At 66.8% G+C, this 16,793-nt stretch carries 15 protein-coding genes; 9 read left to right on the forward strand and 6 right to left on the reverse strand.

What is annotated here, in order from left to right; all coding sequences use genetic code 11:
• Positions 1 to 90: 90 nt before the first annotated feature.
• Positions 91 to 1,008, forward strand: coding sequence for a heme o synthase (locus MHY23_RS03465; protein WP_255710957.1), 918 nt, complete (start codon positions 91 to 93; stop codon positions 1,006 to 1,008).
• Here the strand turns inward: MHY23_RS03465 and MHY23_RS03470 are convergent.
• From MHY23_RS03470 to mptB, 5 genes are all read right to left on the reverse strand, one after another.
• Positions 1,005 to 1,964 (reverse strand): quinone oxidoreductase, encoded by a 960-nt coding sequence (locus tag MHY23_RS03470; RefSeq protein WP_239306441.1) that lies wholly within the window; start codon positions 1,962 to 1,964, stop codon positions 1,005 to 1,007. The genes MHY23_RS03465 and MHY23_RS03470 overlap by 4 nt on opposite strands.
• Before the next feature lies 1 nt (position 1,965).
• Positions 1,966 to 2,829, reverse strand: a complete 864-nt coding sequence (locus MHY23_RS03475) for a heme A synthase (RefSeq protein ID WP_181889588.1) — start codon at positions 2,827 to 2,829, stop codon at positions 1,966 to 1,968.
• A gap of 135 nt (positions 2,830 to 2,964) precedes the next feature.
• Positions 2,965 to 3,729, reverse strand: coding sequence for an ABC transporter permease (locus tag MHY23_RS03480; protein ID WP_181888465.1), 765 nt, complete (start codon positions 3,727 to 3,729; stop codon positions 2,965 to 2,967).
• The gene (locus MHY23_RS03485; protein WP_181888464.1) at positions 3,729 to 4,655 is read right to left on the reverse strand and encodes an ABC transporter ATP-binding protein; all 927 of its coding nucleotides are present in this window, start codon (positions 4,653 to 4,655) and stop codon (positions 3,729 to 3,731) included. Before MHY23_RS03485 ends, MHY23_RS03480 begins: the two co-directional genes overlap by 1 nt.
• On the reverse strand, positions 4,648 to 6,360 hold the full coding sequence (gene mptB, locus MHY23_RS03490; protein ID WP_370642059.1) for a polyprenol phosphomannose-dependent alpha 1,6 mannosyltransferase MptB: 1,713 nt from the start codon (positions 6,358 to 6,360) through the stop codon (positions 4,648 to 4,650). Before mptB ends, MHY23_RS03485 begins: the two co-directional genes overlap by 8 nt.
• Before the next feature lie 122 nt (positions 6,361 to 6,482).
• Between mptB and MHY23_RS03495 the strand changes: the two genes are divergently transcribed.
• From MHY23_RS03495 to MHY23_RS03530, 8 genes are all read left to right on the forward strand, one after another.
• The gene (locus MHY23_RS03495) at positions 6,483 to 7,214 is read left to right on the forward strand and encodes a metalloregulator ArsR/SmtB family transcription factor (RefSeq protein ID WP_338026577.1); all 732 of its coding nucleotides are present in this window, start codon (positions 6,483 to 6,485) and stop codon (positions 7,212 to 7,214) included.
• Positions 7,207 to 8,652: a Fe-S cluster assembly protein SufB gene (sufB, locus tag MHY23_RS03500; protein ID WP_269951916.1), complete on the forward strand. Its 1,446-nt coding sequence runs from the start codon at positions 7,207 to 7,209 to the stop codon at positions 8,650 to 8,652. Before MHY23_RS03495 ends, sufB begins: the two co-directional genes overlap by 8 nt.
• Positions 8,653 to 9,816 (forward strand): Fe-S cluster assembly protein SufD, encoded by a 1,164-nt coding sequence (gene sufD, locus MHY23_RS03505; protein ID WP_239306442.1) that lies wholly within the window; start codon positions 8,653 to 8,655, stop codon positions 9,814 to 9,816. It begins immediately after the preceding gene.
• Positions 9,817 to 9,828: 12 nt separating this feature from the next.
• On the forward strand, positions 9,829 to 10,584 hold the full coding sequence (gene sufC, locus MHY23_RS03510; RefSeq protein WP_194992348.1) for a Fe-S cluster assembly ATPase SufC: 756 nt from the start codon (positions 9,829 to 9,831) through the stop codon (positions 10,582 to 10,584).
• Positions 10,584 to 11,816, forward strand: coding sequence for a cysteine desulfurase (locus tag MHY23_RS03515; protein ID WP_239306443.1), 1,233 nt, complete (start codon positions 10,584 to 10,586; stop codon positions 11,814 to 11,816). The genes sufC and MHY23_RS03515 overlap by 1 nt, the downstream gene beginning before the upstream one ends.
• Positions 11,813 to 12,280, forward strand: coding sequence for a Fe-S cluster assembly sulfur transfer protein SufU (gene sufU / locus MHY23_RS03520; RefSeq protein WP_239306444.1), 468 nt, complete (start codon positions 11,813 to 11,815; stop codon positions 12,278 to 12,280). Before MHY23_RS03515 ends, sufU begins: the two co-directional genes overlap by 4 nt.
• A 2-nt stretch (positions 12,281 to 12,282) precedes the next feature.
• The gene (locus MHY23_RS03525) at positions 12,283 to 12,657 is read left to right on the forward strand and encodes a metal-sulfur cluster assembly factor (protein ID WP_239306445.1); all 375 of its coding nucleotides are present in this window, start codon (positions 12,283 to 12,285) and stop codon (positions 12,655 to 12,657) included.
• A gap of 225 nt (positions 12,658 to 12,882) precedes the next feature.
• Entirely contained in the window at positions 12,883 to 14,511 is a 1,629-nt protein-coding gene (locus tag MHY23_RS03530; RefSeq protein WP_181888458.1) for an ABC-F family ATP-binding cassette domain-containing protein, read from the forward strand.
• Positions 14,512 to 14,536: 25 nt separating this feature from the next.
• Here MHY23_RS03530 and MHY23_RS03535 read toward each other — a convergent pair whose 3' ends face one another.
• Entirely contained in the window at positions 14,537 to 16,138 is a 1,602-nt protein-coding gene (locus tag MHY23_RS03535; RefSeq protein ID WP_239306446.1) for an HNH endonuclease signature motif containing protein, read from the reverse strand.
• Positions 16,139 to 16,793: the final 655 nt, after the last annotated feature.

Below are 16,793 nucleotides of genomic sequence, written 5' to 3' on the forward strand. Positions count from 1 at the left end.
ATCCTCGATTCGTTGACTCGCGTTGGTTGGGGCTACCATCGTCCGAAGGTATGATTGCCCGCGCCCGACGGCGGTACAAAAAGGAGAGAGTTGTTGGAGACCATCAAGGCATATTTCGCGTTGACGAAGCCGAGGGTCATTGAACTTCTCTTGGTCGCCGCGATCCCCGCGATGCTGCAGGCGCACCGCGGCGAGGTGCACCTCTGGCTCGTGCTGGGCACGCTGCTCGGCGGCTGGATGGGAGCCGCGGCCGCGAACACCTTCAACATGGTCGCGGACTACGACATCGACCAGAAGATGGGCCGCACCCGCGCCCGTCCGCTGGTGCGGCACTCGGTGACCAAACAGAAGGCGGCCGTGTTCGCCTGGGTGATGCTCGTGCTGTCCGTGCTCTGGCTCGGGGTGCTGTGCAACTCCTGGCTGGCGGCGTTTTTCATCCTCCTGACCAACTTCTTCTACATCTTCATCTACACGAAGTGGCTGAAGCGCCGCACCTGGCAAAACGTGATCTGGGGCGGTGCGGCCGGCTGCATGCCCGTGATGGTGGGCTGGGCCGTGATCCGCGACAACGTCCACGACGGTTCCGCCGACAACTGGTGGCAGGCCATCGTGCTGTTTTTGATCATCTTCTTCTGGACCCCGCCGCACACCTGGGCGCTGGCCATGAAGTACAAGGACGACTACGCCCGCGCCAACGTGCCCATGCTGCCGGTGGTGGCGACTGCGGAAGAAACCTCCCGCCAGATCGTGATCTACTCCTGGCTCACCGTGGCCGTCTCGCTGCTGCTGGTGCCGGCCGCGTCCTGGATCTACCTGGTAATCGCGATCGCCTCGGGTGCGGCGTTCTTGGTCATGGCGACCAAGCTGCACCAGGGCATCGTGCGCGACGAGAACGTCAAGCCGCTGAAGCTGTTCATCCTCTCCAACAACTACCTCGCCGCGCTGTTTCTGGGCCTGTCCTTCGACGCAGTGCTCGGCTGGGAGACCGTCGGCCAGCTGCTGTTCTAAACCTTCAGCACAACCGAGCCGGTGGTCTTTCGCGCCTGCAGGTCCTCGTGGGCCTGGCGGGCGTTTTTCAGCTCGTAGGGCGGGTGGATGCGGATTTTCACCGTGCCCTCTTCTACCGCCCGGGCCACGGCCTGGGCGCGCATGAGGAACTCGTCGTCCGTGGCCACGTAGTGCTTCAGCGACGGGCGGGTGAGAAACAGCGCGCCGTGGGCGTTGAGCTCCTGGATCTTGAACGGCTCGACGTCGCCGGAGGCGGAGCCGAACGAGCAGACCAGCCCGCGCGGGCGGGTGACGTTGAGGCACATCTCGAAGGTGTCTTGGCCGACGCCGTCGTAGACCACGTCCACGCCGCCGCCGCCGTTCTCGGCCTTGATCTGCTCGGCTAGGTCCTCGCCGTAGCGGAACACCTTGGTCGCGCCCGCCTCGTAGGCGAGCTTTTCTTTCTCGTCGCTGGAGACCACCGAGTACACGGTCGCCTCCTCGGCGGCCGCCATCTGGGTCAGGATCAGCCCCACGCCGCCGGCGCCGGCGGTGACCACCATGGTGTCGCCCGGCTTCGTCTCGCGCACGCCGTGGAGGAGGTAGTGCGAGGTCATGCCCTGCAGCAGCATCGAGGCCGCCACCGCAGGATCGACGCCCTCCGGCACGGCGACCAGCCGGTTGCGGTCCACCGCCACCTGCTCGGCGTAGGAGCCGGGGGCGGCGTGCCAGGCTACGAGGGTGCCGGGCGCGATCTCGCCCTTGGGATCTTCCACCACGCGGCCGCAGCCCTCCGTGCCGGGGATGTACGGCGGGTTCGAGGGGTAGGTTCCGGAGCGGAAGTAGGTGTCGATGTAGTTGATGCCGGCGTACGTGACGTCGACAAGCAATTGCCCCTCGGTGGGAGTCGGCGGCTCGGCGTCCTTGTACTCGAGGACTTCCGGGCCGCCGTGGGATGTGACAACGATTGCTTTCATGTCACACGAGCGTAGGCAACCTGCGCTTCCCATGTGCAAAAAGGAACCCGCTGAATGCAACGACGGTCGACGACATGGCGATATGCGCCGGAATTGTCCAGCGCGGAACGCCCATGCGGAACTGGATCACGCCGATGGCCCATTGCACCAGAATCATGGCGATGAGCACGTATGCGGTGCGCTTTGCGTCCTCCGGCGCGCCGGAGTTGCGCAGCAGCACCGTGGTGATGATCGTGGCGATGAGGTAGAGGTACATGCACGCCGCGTGCACGTATGCGAGCACGCGCGTGTCCATCTCGAGGCGGCCATCCATGCCCGCGCCCGCGTCGCCCGAGTGCGGGCCGGAGCCGGTGACCATGGTGCCGGTGATGAGCACGAGGCACAGCGCCGCGGCGGCGATGAGCGTCCACGTCTGCGCCGAGCCGGGGTAGCGGCGGGTGGGGGCGGAGTTGTCGGGCTCGGCGATGCGCATGTAGAGCATCGCAGCGACGAATACGAGCACCATCGACGGCAGGAAGTGCACCGCCACGGACCACCAGCGCAGGTCCAGTCGCACGGAGATGCCGCCGATGACGGCCTGCACGACCACGCCGAGCAGGGAGATCCAGGCCAGGGTCTTGATGTCCTTGCGGCGCCCGGCGCGGATCACGGCGTACAGCACGAGGCCGGCGGCCGCGGCGACCACGAAGGTCAGGGTGCGGTTGCCGAACTCGATGGCTTGGTGGATCCAGGGCGCCGCGCCGGCGACCGGCACGAGCGAGCCCTCGTGGCACAGCGGCCAGGTGTCGCAGCCGAGGCCGGAGCCGGTCACGCGCACGAGCGAGCCGGTGACGGTGATGCCGCCCTGGCACAGCAGCAGCACCATCGCGAGGGTGCGCTGCAGCTTCAGTGACGGGTCGCGCCAGGCCTCCCTCCAGGAGTTCGGGCGGGTCTCGGCTGTGGTTGCGGTCACTGTTTCTCCAACTTTCGGACGATGTTGATCGTGGTGAGTGTATCGCGCCTAGCCGTCAAAGCGGAACAAGCGCACGGCCGCGGTCACCGCGGCGACCCCCCAGGCGGCGAGTGAGGCCCACGCCACCCAGTTGACCTGCAAAGACAGCGCTTGCACCAGCGCGCCTGCCAGCGCCACGGTGGGCACCGCGTTCCACCACCCGGCGTGCGCGATGTCGCCGGAGTAGCCCACCCAGCCGAGGATGCCCATGAGCACCAGCCAGATCAGGTTCGCAAGCGCCAGCACCAGCTCGGCGCGCAGGGTGCCGCCCATCAGCAGCCCCAGCGCGGTGAACGCGGCCACGCCACACAGGAGGGTGGCCAGCCCGAACGCGGCGCCGGCGGGGGTCACGCGCCACCCCAACGCCAGGGCGATTGCGCCGAGCACCACCAGCTGCACCACCACCGTAGCCAGCACGCCGAGGATCTTGCCCACGATGATGGTCCAGGGCGGCACCCCGGACGCGCCGGTGCGCTTCAAGGCCCCGTAGCGGCGGTCGAAGGCGACGGCGATGGCCTGGCCGGTAAAGCCCGCACCGGTGGCGGCCACGGCGAAAACCATGGGCACCAGCACACCCGAGTCGGTGTTGTCGCCCAAAATCGGGGCGAAGTGGGCCGCCAGCAGGATCGCCGCCGGGATCAGCACGTTGACCAGGAGCTGCTCGCCGTGGCGCAGCATCAGCTTCGCCTCGATGCGCCCCTGGGCCGCGGCCATCCGGCCGAAGGACGCCCGCTGCGGCGCCGGGGCGAAAATGCCGGGGGTGAGCTTTTTCATTAGCTCCTCAGCTCCCTTCCTGTGATGTCCAAAAACACGTCCTCCAAGTTGCGGTGGGACACGCTCAGCTCGCGGATCAGCACACCTTGGCGTGCGGCCTCGCGCGCCAGCTTCTCGACGACCTCCGGCGAGCCCGAGCCCTTGATCCGGTAACTGCGGGGCCGGATCTCCTCGACGGTGAGGCCGGCGGGCGTGAGCTCGTCGTTAAGCTTGTGCACCTCGAAGGCCTCTGCAGTGTCGAAAGAAAGCACCGGAAACTCCTCGTGGCTGGTGAGCTCCTCCGGGGAGCCCTGGGCGACGACGGTGCCGTGGTCGATGATGACCACGTCGTCCGCGAGGCTTTCGGCCTCGTCCATGAGGTGGGTGGTGAGCAGGACGCTCACCCCGTCGCGCTTCAGCGCCGAGATGATGTCCCACACCGCCATGCGTGACTGGGCGTCCAGGCCCGCGGTGGGCTCGTCCAAGAAGATCAGCTCGGGGCGGCCGATCAGGGCCAGCGCCAGCGACAGGCGCTGCTGCTGGCCGCCCGAGAGGCGCCGGTAGGTAGTCTTCGCCGCTCCCTGGAGGCCGACTAGCTCCATGAGCCAGCGCGGGTCGTGGGGGTGCTTGTTGTAGCTGGCGGCGAGGTTGAGCATCTCCTCGACGGAGACGCCGGCGTAGGAGCCGCCGCCCTGGAGCATGATGCCGATGCGGTCGCGCACCTTCTGCGGATGCGCGACCGGGTCCATGCCGAGCACCCGGATCGACCCGGAGGTGGGTTTGGTGAAGCCCTCGCACATCTCGATGGTGGTGGTTTTGCCGGCTCCGTTGGGGCCCAGAAGCGCGAGCAGCTCGCCGCGCCGCGCTGTGAAAGAGAGCCCGTCAACCGCCGTTTTCTCGCCGAATCGCTTGATAACGCTTTCGACGACCAGCGCGTGATCACTCATGGGTGATGAGTGTAGACCTCCTGCGCCGCCACACCCGAAGCGCGAGCGCTACGCACGCCGCCAGGAGGATGAAGCCGACGACGGCGGAGCCGTAAATCGTGGCGACGGCGCCCGCCTGGAGACGGAGCCCGCGAGGGAGGACGAGGAAGCTCACCAGCGCCGAGTACCCGGCCACAGAGGCGCGGAAGGTAAAGCGGTTCGCCCACGCCGCGAGCGGAAGCACGGCCCACAGCGGGTACCAGGGGTGCACGACGGGAAACAGCACCACCAGCACGAAGGTGGACACGCCGAGCCCGCCTACCGGGTGGATGGTGCCGCGGTAGGTGGCCCACAGCATGCGCAGCGCAAACGCCGCCGCGACCGTTAGCCCCGCCCAGCGGGTCACGCTGAGCATCGCGTCCGTGTGGTCGCCGAGCCCCAGGTTCATGCCGAGGAAGCCTCCGGCGACGCCGATGTCGGTGGTCAGAGACAGCCAGCTGCGGATCTGGGCGGCGCCGCCTTGGCCGGTGACCCAGCCCAGGCCGATGCCGGAGGCCAGCGAGACCGCGATGGCGGTGGCCGCCAGCATGGTCGCGTGCAGGGCGGCGGAGGTCGCGATGGCGCGGGGGCCGCTGCGCTGGCGCTGCGGGCGGGTGCGCAGGTGGCGGGCCAGCGCCATGCCGGTGAACCCGAGGGCCAAAAAGCCGATCACCTTCACCATGCCGGCGCAGCTGATCAGGGCGGCAGAGGCAGCGAGCAGCGCCCAGCCGGAGCGGCGGTTGCTCTCGAGCCGGTCGATGCCGCGCAGCCCCACCTCCAGGCCGACGAGCAGCAGGCCCATCATGATGGCCTCGTTGTGGATGCCGCCGACCATGTGCAGCACCGTCAACGGGTTGAGGATGCCCAGCCACAAAGCGGCCGGGCCGGTCACACCGCAGCGCTTCGCCAGCGCGAGCACGGCCCAGGCCGCGGCGAGGATGCCAGCGACAGACACGGCGCGGTGGGCGAGCACGCCCCAGAAGATCGAGTCGCCAGTGATGTGCGAGATCACCGCCGCGGTCCCCAGCGCCACCGGTCCGTACGGGCTAGGCGAGTGCGCCCAAATGAACGGCACGGAGCGGGCGAGGTGGTGCTCCACCCCCAGCAGCTCGACGGGGCCGGAGGAGTACGGGTCGAGCCCCTGGCGCACGATGCTGCCGTTGGCCAGGTAGGAGTAGATGTCCTGGGTGAAAAGCGGCGCGGTGGCGATAAGTGGGACCACCCAGGCGATGAAAGTGCGCAGCATCTCCGGGTTGCTCACCCGCGCCCCGCGCGCCGCGCCTGGCGACGCCCCGACGAACGGGGCCATGGCCAGCCACGCCGCCACCAGCACGCCGACGCCGATGAGCACAAGCGCGTTGGAGGCGAGCATCATGCGCCCCATCTCCGCGCCGAAGGGGAAATTCTGCCACGGGTTTTCCACCACCGGCAGGGCGCCGCCGCCGATGCCCGCGAAACCGATCAGGAACGCTCCGGCGGCCCCTGCCCAGCGCAGCGCGGCGAAACGGCCGCGCTCGCGGGCCCGCACAGCCGCGCTTGTGGGTGCGCTGTGCGCAGGCGAGGCCGGGTCGTGCAGCAGCGTCGAGCGGGACCCGGGTCGCCCGAAGCGCGGCAGCTCGCTGGCCACGTTCACGCGCGGGGCGCGGCGGGCGCGTCGGGAGCCGTGCGGGCGGTCGGGTGCAGTCACGGTTGAACAGTCTAAGGCGCGCCCCGACACGGGCCCACCCGGTGCGGCAGGAATATTTACAACACACTAGTGTTGTGAAAAGGCAGCGACCCAGACCACATCGAGCGAAAGGTGGTGCCATCGTGGATACAGTGGAAACCCACAACCCCGCTCCTGCGGACGCGTCCCGCGCTGGCGGCGACACGCGCTCGCAGGTGATGTCGGTCCTGCTCAAGCGGGGGCCGGTAGCGGCCAGCGACATCGCGGAAGAGCTCGACCTCTCGGCGGCCGGCGTGCGCAGGCACGTGGACAAGCTCGTCGAGGAGCAGCTGGCCGAGCCTTGCGCACCGCGCGCCGTCGCGGGCGAGGAGCAGGGGCGCGGCCGTCCGGCCAAGCACTTCCAGCTCACCGCCGCGGGCCGGGAGCGCTTCGGTTCGCATTACGACGGTCTCGCGCTCGACGCCGTGGAACTGATCCAGCAGATCGGGGGCGAAGACGCGGTGCGCGACTTCGCCCGCGCTCGCGTGGAGAAGATCCTCGGCGACGTGGAACCGGCGGAAGATGCCGAGTCGACGGCGCGCCGCGTCGCCGCCGCGCTGGAAAGGCACGGCTACGCCCCGAGCGTCCACCGCACCGACGCCGGCATCCAGATCTGCCAGCACCACTGCCCGGTGTCCGCCGTCGCCGCGGCGCACCCGGAATTCTGCGAGGCGGAAAGGGAGGCGGTGGCGCGGATCGTCGATACGCATGTGCAGCCGCTCGCCCTCATCTCCGACGGCGACGGAATCTGCACAACTAACATCCCCCTTGCTGCGGCGCGCACCCGGACGCGCCCGGCGGGAACAGCAACGAAAGGAGCGGCTGACAATGACTGAAGTGAAGCCCACACCAGGCCTTGAGAAGCCGATGAACGACGACGAGATCATCGAGTCGATCGGCGCCTACAACTACGGCTGGCACGACTCTGACGTCGCCGGCGCCTCCGCGCGCCGCGGCCTGAACGAAGAGGTCGTGCGCGACATCTCCGGCATCAAAAACGAGCCGGAATGGATGCTCAACCAGCGCGTGAAGGCGTTGGAGATCTTCGACAAAAAGCCGATGCCTACCTGGGGCGCGGACTTGTCCGACATCGACTTCGACAACATCAAGTATTACGTCCGCTCCACCGAGGAGCAGGCCGCCAGCTGGGACGACCTGCCGGAGGACATCAAGAACACCTACGACAAGCTGGGCATCCCGGAGGCGGAGAAGCAGCGCCTCGTCGCAGGTGTGGCCGCGCAGTACGAGTCCGAGGTGGTCTACCACCAGATCCGCGAGGACCTGGAGGAAAAGGGCGTCATCTTCGTCGACACCGACACGGCCCTGCGCGAGCACGAGGACCTGTTCAAGGAGTACTTCGGCTCCGTCATCCCGGCCGGCGACAACAAGTTCTCGGCGCTGAACACCGCCGTGTGGTCCGGCGGCTCCTTCATCTACGTCCCGCCGGGGGTCCACGTGGACATCCCGCTGCAGGCCTACTTCCGCATCAACACGGAGAACATGGGCCAGTTCGAGCGCACCCTCATCATCGTCGACGAGGACGCCTACGTGCACTACGTCGAGGGCTGCACCGCCCCGATCTACAAGTCGGACTCGCTGCACTCCGCGGTGGTGGAGATCATCGTGAAGAAGGGCGGCCGCTGCCGCTACACCACCATCCAGAACTGGTCCAGCAACGTCTACAACCTGGTCACCAAGCGTGCGAAGGCTGAAGAGGGCGCGACCATGGAGTGGGTCGACGGCAACATCGGCTCCAAGGTGACCATGAAGTACCCGGCCGTGTGGATGACCGGCGAGCACGCCCGCGGCGAGGTGCTCTCCGTTGCGTTCGCTGGCGAGGGCCAGTTCCAGGACACCGGCGCGAAGATGACGCATATGGCGCCGCACACCTCCTCGTCCATCGTGTCCAAGTCCGTCGCCCGCGGCGGCGGCCGCGCGGCCTACCGCGGCCTGGTGCAGATCAACGCCAACGCCCACGACTCTGCGTCCAACGTGGAGTGCGACGCGCTGCTGGTGGACGACATCTCGCGCTCGGACACCTACCCGTACAACGACATCCGCAACGACCGCGTGACCCTGGGCCACGAGGCGAAAGTGTCCAAGGTCTCCGAGGACCAGCTGTTCTACCTCATGTCCCGCGGCATCGCCGAGGAAGAGGCCATGGCCATGATCGTGCGCGGCTTCGTCGAGCCGATCGCCAAGGAGCTGCCCATGGAGTACGCCCTCGAGCTGAACCGCCTCATCGAGCTGCAAATGGAAGGATCGGTGGGCTAAATGGCCGAAACCGTCAAAAACGCCACCACGCACAACAACAAGGGCGACCTGTTTTCCTCCTTCAACGTGGAGGACTTCGAGGTCCCGGGCGGCCGCGACGAGGTCTGGCGCTTCATCTCCCTGCGCCGCCTGCGCGGCCTGCACAACGGCGAGTTCGCCCCGCAGGCCGAGGCGCAGATTGCGGTGGAGGGTCCCAGCGAGGTCGCAGTCGAGCAGGTTTCGCTTGACGACGAGCGCGTGACCGCCGCCGGCGCCCCCGTCGACCGTGTCGCCGCCCAGGCGTGGACCTCCTCCGAGAACGCGACCCTGATCTCGGTGCCGGCGAACGCGGAGCTGACCGAGCCGATCACCGTGACCATCACCGGCGCGGGCGCCGACAAGACCACCTTTGGCACCGTCGTGGTCGAGACCGGCGCGAACTCTTCCGCCACCGTTGTGGTGCGCTACGCGGGCTCCGGCACCCACGCCGACAACGTCAACTGGGTCATCGGCGAGGGCTCCCGCGTCAACGCCGTGGTGGACGCCGACTGGGAACTGGATGCGGTGCATGTGGGCCAGCAGTCGATCGTCGTGAAGCGCGATGCGACCCTGCGCCACCACGTGGCCACCTTCGGCGGTGAGATCGTCCGCATCACCCCGCGCCTCGCGTTTGAGGCGCCGGGCGGCGACGCCGAGTTGACCGGCGTGTACTTCGCGGACGCGGGCCAGTACATCGAGAACCGCCTCCTGGTGGACCACGCGGTGCCGAACTGCCGCTCCAACGTGCTGTACAAGGGCGCGCTGCAGGGCGACAAGGCCTCCAAGCTGCCGGAAGCCCGCACCTGCTGGGTGGGCGACGTGCTCATCCGTGCCGAGGCGAAGGGCACCGACACCTACGAGACCAACCGCAACCTGGTGCTCACCGACGGTGCCCGCGCCGACGCCATCCCGAACCTGGAGATCGAAACCGGCGAGATCGCCGGCGCAGGCCACGCCGCGACCGTCGGCCGCTTCGACGACGACCAGCTGTTCTACCTGCGCTCCCGCGGCATCCGCGAGGAAGACGCCACCCGCCTGATCATCCGCGGCTTCTTCAACGAGGTCCTCAACCAGATCCCCGTCGAGTCCATCCGCGAAGAACTCATCGCCCGCGTCGCCGGCGAGCTCGAGCGCAACGAAAACTAAAAGGAGCAATACATGTCCACCCTGGAAATTAAGAACCTGCACGCCAACGTCCTGCCGACCGAGGAGGGCCAGGAGCCCAAGCCGATCCTCAAGGGCGTCAACCTGACTATCAAGGGCGGCGAGACCCACGCGATCATGGGCCCGAACGGCTCCGGCAAGTCCACCCTTGCCTACACCCTTGCGGGCCACCCGAAGTATGAGGTGACCGAGGGCGAGGTGCTTCTCGACGGCGAGAACGTGCTCGACATGGAGATCGACGAGCGCGCCCGCGCCGGCCTTTTCCTGGCCATGCAGTACCCGGTGGAGGTGCCGGGCGTGTCTTCGTCGAACTTCATGCGCTCCGCCGTCACCGCGGTGCGCGGCGAGGCTCCCAAGCTGCGCGAGTGGGTCGGCGAGCTCAACGCGGCCCGCGAGGCGCTGCAGATGGACGCCTCCTTCTCCGAGCGCTCCGTCAACGAGGGCTTCTCCGGCGGCGAGAAGAAGCGCCACGAGGTCATGCAGCTCGCCCTGATGAAGCCGAAGTTCGCGGTCATGGACGAGACCGACTCCGGCCTGGACGTCGACGCGCTGCGCATCGTCTCCGAAGGCATCAACCGCTACCAGGACGAGACCGGCGGCGGCGTGCTCATGATCACGCACTACAAGCGCATCCTGAACTACGTCAAGCCCGACTTCATCCACGTTTTCGCCGACGGCAAGATCGTGCAGACCGGCGACTCTTCGCTCGCCGACCAGCTCGAGGCCGAGGGCTACGAGAAGTTCATCTAATGGCGCTCGACGTAACTGCCATCCGCAAGGAGTTCCCGATCCTGTCGCGCACCGTGCGCGGCGGCAAGCCGCTGGTGTACCTGGATTCGGGGGCGACGTCGCAGCGTCCGCAGCGCGTGTGGGATGCCGAGCGCGACTTCGTGCTCGGCTGCAATGCGCCCGTGCACCGCGGCTCCTACGAGCTGGCGGAGGAGGCCACCGACGCCTACGAGTCCGCCCGCGAGGCCATCGCCGCCTTCGTCGGCGCGGACAACGACGAGATCGCGTTCACCAAAAACGCCACCGAGGCGCTGAACCTGGTCGCGTACGTGCTGGGTGATTCCCGCGCCGGCTCGTTCGTGGTGGGTGAGGGCGACACCATCGTGATCACGGAGCTCGAGCACCACGCGAACCTGGTGCCGTGGCAGGAGCTGGCGCGACGCACCGGAGCTGAACTGAAGTGGTATGCGATGACCGAGGACGGCCGCATCGACCTCGACTCCCTCGAGCTCGACGACACGGTCAAGGTGGTGGCTTTTACCCACCAGTCCAACGTCACCGGCGCGCACGCCGACGTCGCCGAGATGGTGCGCCGCGCTAAGGCGGTCGGCGCGCTCACAGTGCTCGACGCCTGCCAGTCGGTGCCGCACATGCCGGTGGACTTCCACGCACTCGACGTCGACTTCGCGGCGTTTTCCGGCCACAAGATGTGCGGCCCGTCCGGCGTGGGCGCGCTGTACTCGAAGCACCTCAACGAGCTGCCGCCGTTCCTCACGGGCGGCTCCATGATCGAGGTCGTGCGCATGGAGGGCTCAACCTACGCGCCGGCGCCGCAGCGGTTCGAGGCCGGCACCCAGATGACCTCCCAGGTCGTCGGGCTCGGCGAGGCGGTGCGTTTCCTCAACGAGGTCGGGATGGAAGACATCCAGGCTCATGAGCACGAACTCACCGAGTATGCGCTGGAGCAGATGCAGGCAATCGACGGGCTGCGTATCGCTGGCCCGCTCACCGCCGACAACCGCGGCGGCGCGATCGCGTTCACGGTCGAGGGCGTGCACCCGCATGACCTGGGCCAGGTGCTCGACTCCGAGGGCGTTGCCATCCGCACGGGCCACCACTGCGCGTGGCCGCTGCACCGTGGCCTGGACATGCAGTCCACGTCACGTGCGAGCTTTTACCTGTACAACACGCTGGACGAGGTTGATACCTTGGTGTCGTCGATTAGCAAAGCGAAGGAGTTTTTCGCGCGATGAACCTCGAATCCATGTACCAGGAAGTCATCCTGGACCACTACAAGAACCCGCAGCACGCCGGGTTGCGCGAGCCGTACGAGGCGGAGGTGCACCACGTCAACCCGTCGTGCGGCGACGAGCTGACCCTGCGCGTGCACCTGTCCGAGGACGGCGCCACGGTCGAGGATGTCTCCTACGACGCTGAGGGCTGCTCGATCTCGCAGGCCTCCACCTCGGTGATGGCCGAGGAGGTCATCGGGCTGCCTGTCGACGAGGCGATGTCGAAGCTCGCCGCCTTCGACGAGATGATCACCTCGCGCGGCACCGTCGAGGGGGATGCAGCGAAGATCGGCGACGGCGTGGCCTTCGCCGGCGTGGCCAAGTTCCCGGCGCGCGTGAAGTGCGCACTTATGGGGTGGAAGGCGTTCCAGGCGGCGACGTCGGACGCCCTGGGAGAATCGGACGCCCCGGAAGATAAGGAGTAGCTATGACTGAACCGGACAAGCAGCCGGAGCGCCCACAGCAGACCGAGGAGCAGCTCAAGCTCATCGGCGAGGTGGAGGAGTACCTCCACGACGTGATCGACCCGGAGCTGGGCATCAACGTCGTCGACCTCGGCCTGGTCTACGACACCTGGATTGAGGAGCGCGAGGGCAAAACTGTCGCGGTGATCAACATGACGCTGACCTCGCCGGCGTGCCCGCTCACCGACGTGATCGAGGAGCAGGCCACCCTGTCGGTCGTGAACAACACGGCGGTCGACGAGCTGGACCTGAACTGGGTCTGGATGCCGCCGTGGGGCCCGCAGTTCATCACCGAGGAGGGCCGCGAGCAGCTCCGCGCCCTCGGTTTCGCGGTGTAAAAGCGCCCCTTGAAGTCCCCCCAGGTTGTTAACCTGTGGGGGACTTGCGCGTTGTGAAGGAGGATTGTAGTGAACGTTGGGTTTGCTGAAATTCTGGCCATGCTCGGTACCGTCGGCCTGGTTGCGCTGAAGGTCGCGCTGATCATCGCGCTAATCGTTTGGATCGTGCGCGCGGTGTCGAAGAAGTAGCTGGCGATTTGGGGGTGGTTGATACAGTGAACCCCCGTGATTGTCACCAATGATCTCGAGGTCCGGGTCGGCGCGCGCACGCTTCTCGACGCCCCCGGCCAGCACCTCCGCGTCCAACCCGGCGACCGCATCGGCTTGGTCGGCCGCAACGGCGCCGGCAAGACCACCACGATGCGCATCCTGGCGGGGGAGACCGAACCCTACGGCGGTTCGGTGACCCGCTCGGGCGAGATCGGCTACCTCCCGCAGGACTCCAAGGAGGGCGACATTGAGCAGACCGCCCGCGACCGCGTCCTGTCGGCCCGCGGCCTGGACCAGATCCAGCGTTCGATGGCCAAGCAGCAGAAGCTGATGGAGGAGACGGACGGGGAGGAGCGCGACAAGGCGATCGCGAAGTTTTCCCGCTTGGAGGAGCGCTACCAGGCGCTCGGCGGTTACGAGGCCAACGCGGAGGCGGCGCAGATCTGCGACAACCTGGGGCTGCCGGAGCGCATCCTGGACCAGCAGCTGAAGACCCTGTCGGGCGGCCAGCGGCGCCGCGTGGAGCTCGCCCAGATCCTGTTCGCCTCGCGCCAAGGCTCGGGCAAGTCCCAGACCACCCTGCTTCTCGACGAGCCGACCAACCACCTCGACGCCGACTCCATCTCTTGGCTGCGCAACTTCCTGTCCAAGCACGAGGGCGGGCTGATCATGATCTCCCACGATGTTGAGCTGCTCGACGCGGTGTGCAACAAGGTCTGGTTCCTGGACGCGGTGCGCGCCGAGGCCGACGTGTACAACATGGGCTTTTCCAAGTACAAGGATGCCCGCGCCCTCGACGAGGCCCGGCGCCGCCGCGAGCGCGCCAACGCCGAGAAGAAGGCCTCAGCCCTGCAGAAGCAGGCCGCGAAGTTGGGCGCGAAGGCCACGAAGGCCTCGGCCGCGAAGCAGATGATGGCGCGCGCCGAGCGAATGATGGGGGAGCTCGACGAGGTCCGGGTGGCCGACAAGGTCGCCTCCATCTCCTTCCCGGAGCCGGCGCCGTGCGGCAAAACCCCGCTGTTTGGCAAGGGCTTGACCAAGATGTACGGCTCCCTCGAGGTCTTCGCGGGGGTGGACTTGGCGGTGGACAAGGGCTCGCGCGTGGTCGTGCTGGGCACCAACGGCGCCGGCAAGACCACCTTGCTCAAGCTGCTCGCTGGGGTGGAGCGCACCGACGGCGAGGGCGGCGTGGTCTCGGGCCACGGGCTGAAGATCGGCTACTTCGCCCAGGAGCACGACACCATCGACGGCGACAAGAGTGTCTGGGAGAACACCATCGAGGCTTGCCCCGACGCCGGCCAGCAGGACCTGCGAGGCCTGCTCGGTGCCTTCATGTTCTCGGGCGACAAGCTGGAGCAGCCCGCCGGCACGCTCTCGGGCGGCGAGAAGACCCGCCTCGCGCTGGCCACCCTCGTCTCCTCGCGCGCGAACGTCCTGCTGCTCGACGAGCCCACAAACAACCTCGACCCCCAATCCCGCGAGCAGGTTCTCGACGCGCTGAAGACCTACACGGGTGCCGTCGTCCTGGTCACCCACGACCCGGGCGCGGTGCGCGCGCTTGAGCCGGAGCGGGTCATCATCATGCCCGAGGGCGACGAGGACATGTGGAGCGACGAGTACATGGAGATCGTCGAGCTCGCCTAAACTTCCCGAGGTGCTCGGGGCAAATCTAGAACGGCGGGTACGGGTCTTGCCCCTTCGCCCATGGCGGGGGCTCCACCGGCTCCCGTGGGGGAGGTGGATCCGGCGGTTCTGGTGGTACGCGAGTATCCGGTGGGGCCGTAGCGCCACCCGGATCGGGCACGGTTGCCCGATCGCGCTGCCGGTGTCTCTTCCGTAACCTGTTCACCGCTGAATGCTCGGCCGAGTCCGCGTGGTTGAACTGCAGCGTTGCACACTCGGGTTCCTTCACCCCGGCCCGACCCGTCGCTGGGTCCACATCCATGTGACTGGTGTTGTTTCTGTGGTCTTTGAAGTCGTTGTTGCAGCGGTGGTGGGTCCGACACAGCGCTGTGAGGTTGTCGATGTTGGTGTCACCGCCTTGCAGCCACGATGTGATGTGGTGGATCTCCGTCTCCGTGAGCGGGGCAGTGCAGCCGGTCCAGGCGCACACGCCCTGCACCGCCAGCAAGGTGATCCGCTGCGCCAGTGACGCCAGTCGACGCGTCCGATAGAGGTTCAACGGCAACGACGTTGCGTCGTCGACAGTCAGCACGAAGTCGGAAGTACGATCCATGCCCAAACGCACGAGGTCGAAGGCGTCGAGCTCGATTCCGGTGTTGGTGGCGAACTTCGTGGTCGGCTCGGCCTCCGCCAGCTCGTCCAGCGTCACCGACACAACCACGGACGCGCACCCGCCGCCGGTTGGCTTCTCACAGGCGTCGTAATGCTTGAGGATCTCAGAGAACTGGTCGTACCTGCGTTGCGACGGCGTGCGGTAATCCTCGACACCCTCGGGGAGGTTCGAGTTGGGCACCAACCCCTTATCGCTCAGCGCTTTGAACAGCGCTGAATCAGAGGCCACGGCATCGATAGTTATCCGGCATGTCCCGTCTGCGCGCTGGGCGCCGATGTGCAGCCCGCGGTTTTCCATGCCCGCGTTCGGGTTCGTAGGCTCGACGTGCTTGCGGTTCTCGCGCTCGACCCAGCGGCGCACGGTGGCGCGCAAATCTTTCACGGAACGTCGAGGAGCCTCCGCGAGCGCGTCCGCCTGGAGACGGGCACGCGCTCCCTTCGCATCCCCGACAAGCTTGTCTAGCTCTTGGCGGATCACGCGCTGTTTCTCGGCGTTCACTCGCTCGGCGGCACGGCGGGCTTCTTCTTGCTTGCGCCGCGCCTCTTCGCGGGCAGCCGCTCGAGCAGCCTCGCGGGCCGCTTCCTCCCGCTCTGCCTCCGCCGCCGGATCCGCGGGGGTTTCCTCACAATCGGTATCGAACAGGTCGGTGACCTGCTCCTCTTCAACCTCGGGCTCACCGTAGTAGTCCCGGCCTCGGGCGAGACGGTCGTAGGCGTCCTTGGGCTCCAACCCGAGCTTCTTTTGAAGGTACTGATTGGCGTGCTTTGAGCCGACGACGCGCCCGGCGTCGTCACGCTCGCACACGTACGCGAAAAGCGCGTCGAGCGTAGCCTTCACGTTGAATATTGCTTCGAGGCGCTCGAAATCCTCCCGAACCTCCTCGAACTCGACCGCATCGGGGTCTGCACACAGGTCCTTCATGGCCAGGAGGGCATGAATGATTGTGTCGACGTGCTTTCGCAGTTCAACGGTCATTTCGCCCTCCTTTCAAGTTGCCTAATCGGATGGGTTTACGATTAACCTACAAGCCGCCCCGACATAAACAGGATCTATGTCCACCATCGAACACATAAGGAGAAAAACTGTTACGAGGATCACATTTTTCAGAATGGCACAGCGCCAGCCCAGGGCTCATAGTCGGGATGTGAACCGACGGGCATCCGAGGCTGCGCCCAGGGGTCCACTAGCCGCCTAAATTCGGCCAACATCCGCTCAACGGCCTCATCGGTGAGGTCCACAATCATCAGCAACTCGCCGTCGGCCTTACTTAGCCGGAGCGACTCGTTGGGGACATCAACGGTGACCATCGGGCAGTCAACCTCGCGCGGTGGCGGTGTCGTAGTCGCGTACTCGTTTCCGATTTTCAGGCATTGAAACGGTTTCACCAAGTCGTTCAGCTCTCCGAAGTGCCAGAGGTCGGAGAAGAGTGAATCGACTGTCTGGCCCCAACGAACTCGGGGTAGGAACTTCTCTATGGCATCTTCACCGCCCACTGGGTAGAAGACGTCAATGTTTAGAAGATTGAAATGGTAGCGGTGTGGTGAGTTTGTGGTAGCGCCTGAGTGGGGATCCGGTAGCGGTCCCCGCTCAGGCGTGTTGTGGAGTTACTGGTTAGCTTCCAGTCTCATGT

It is taken from the genome of Corynebacterium sp. ACRQP (assembly GCF_022345915.1).
In the GTDB taxonomy this organism is placed as follows: domain Bacteria; phylum Actinomycetota; class Actinomycetes; order Mycobacteriales; family Mycobacteriaceae; genus Corynebacterium; species Corynebacterium lehmanniae.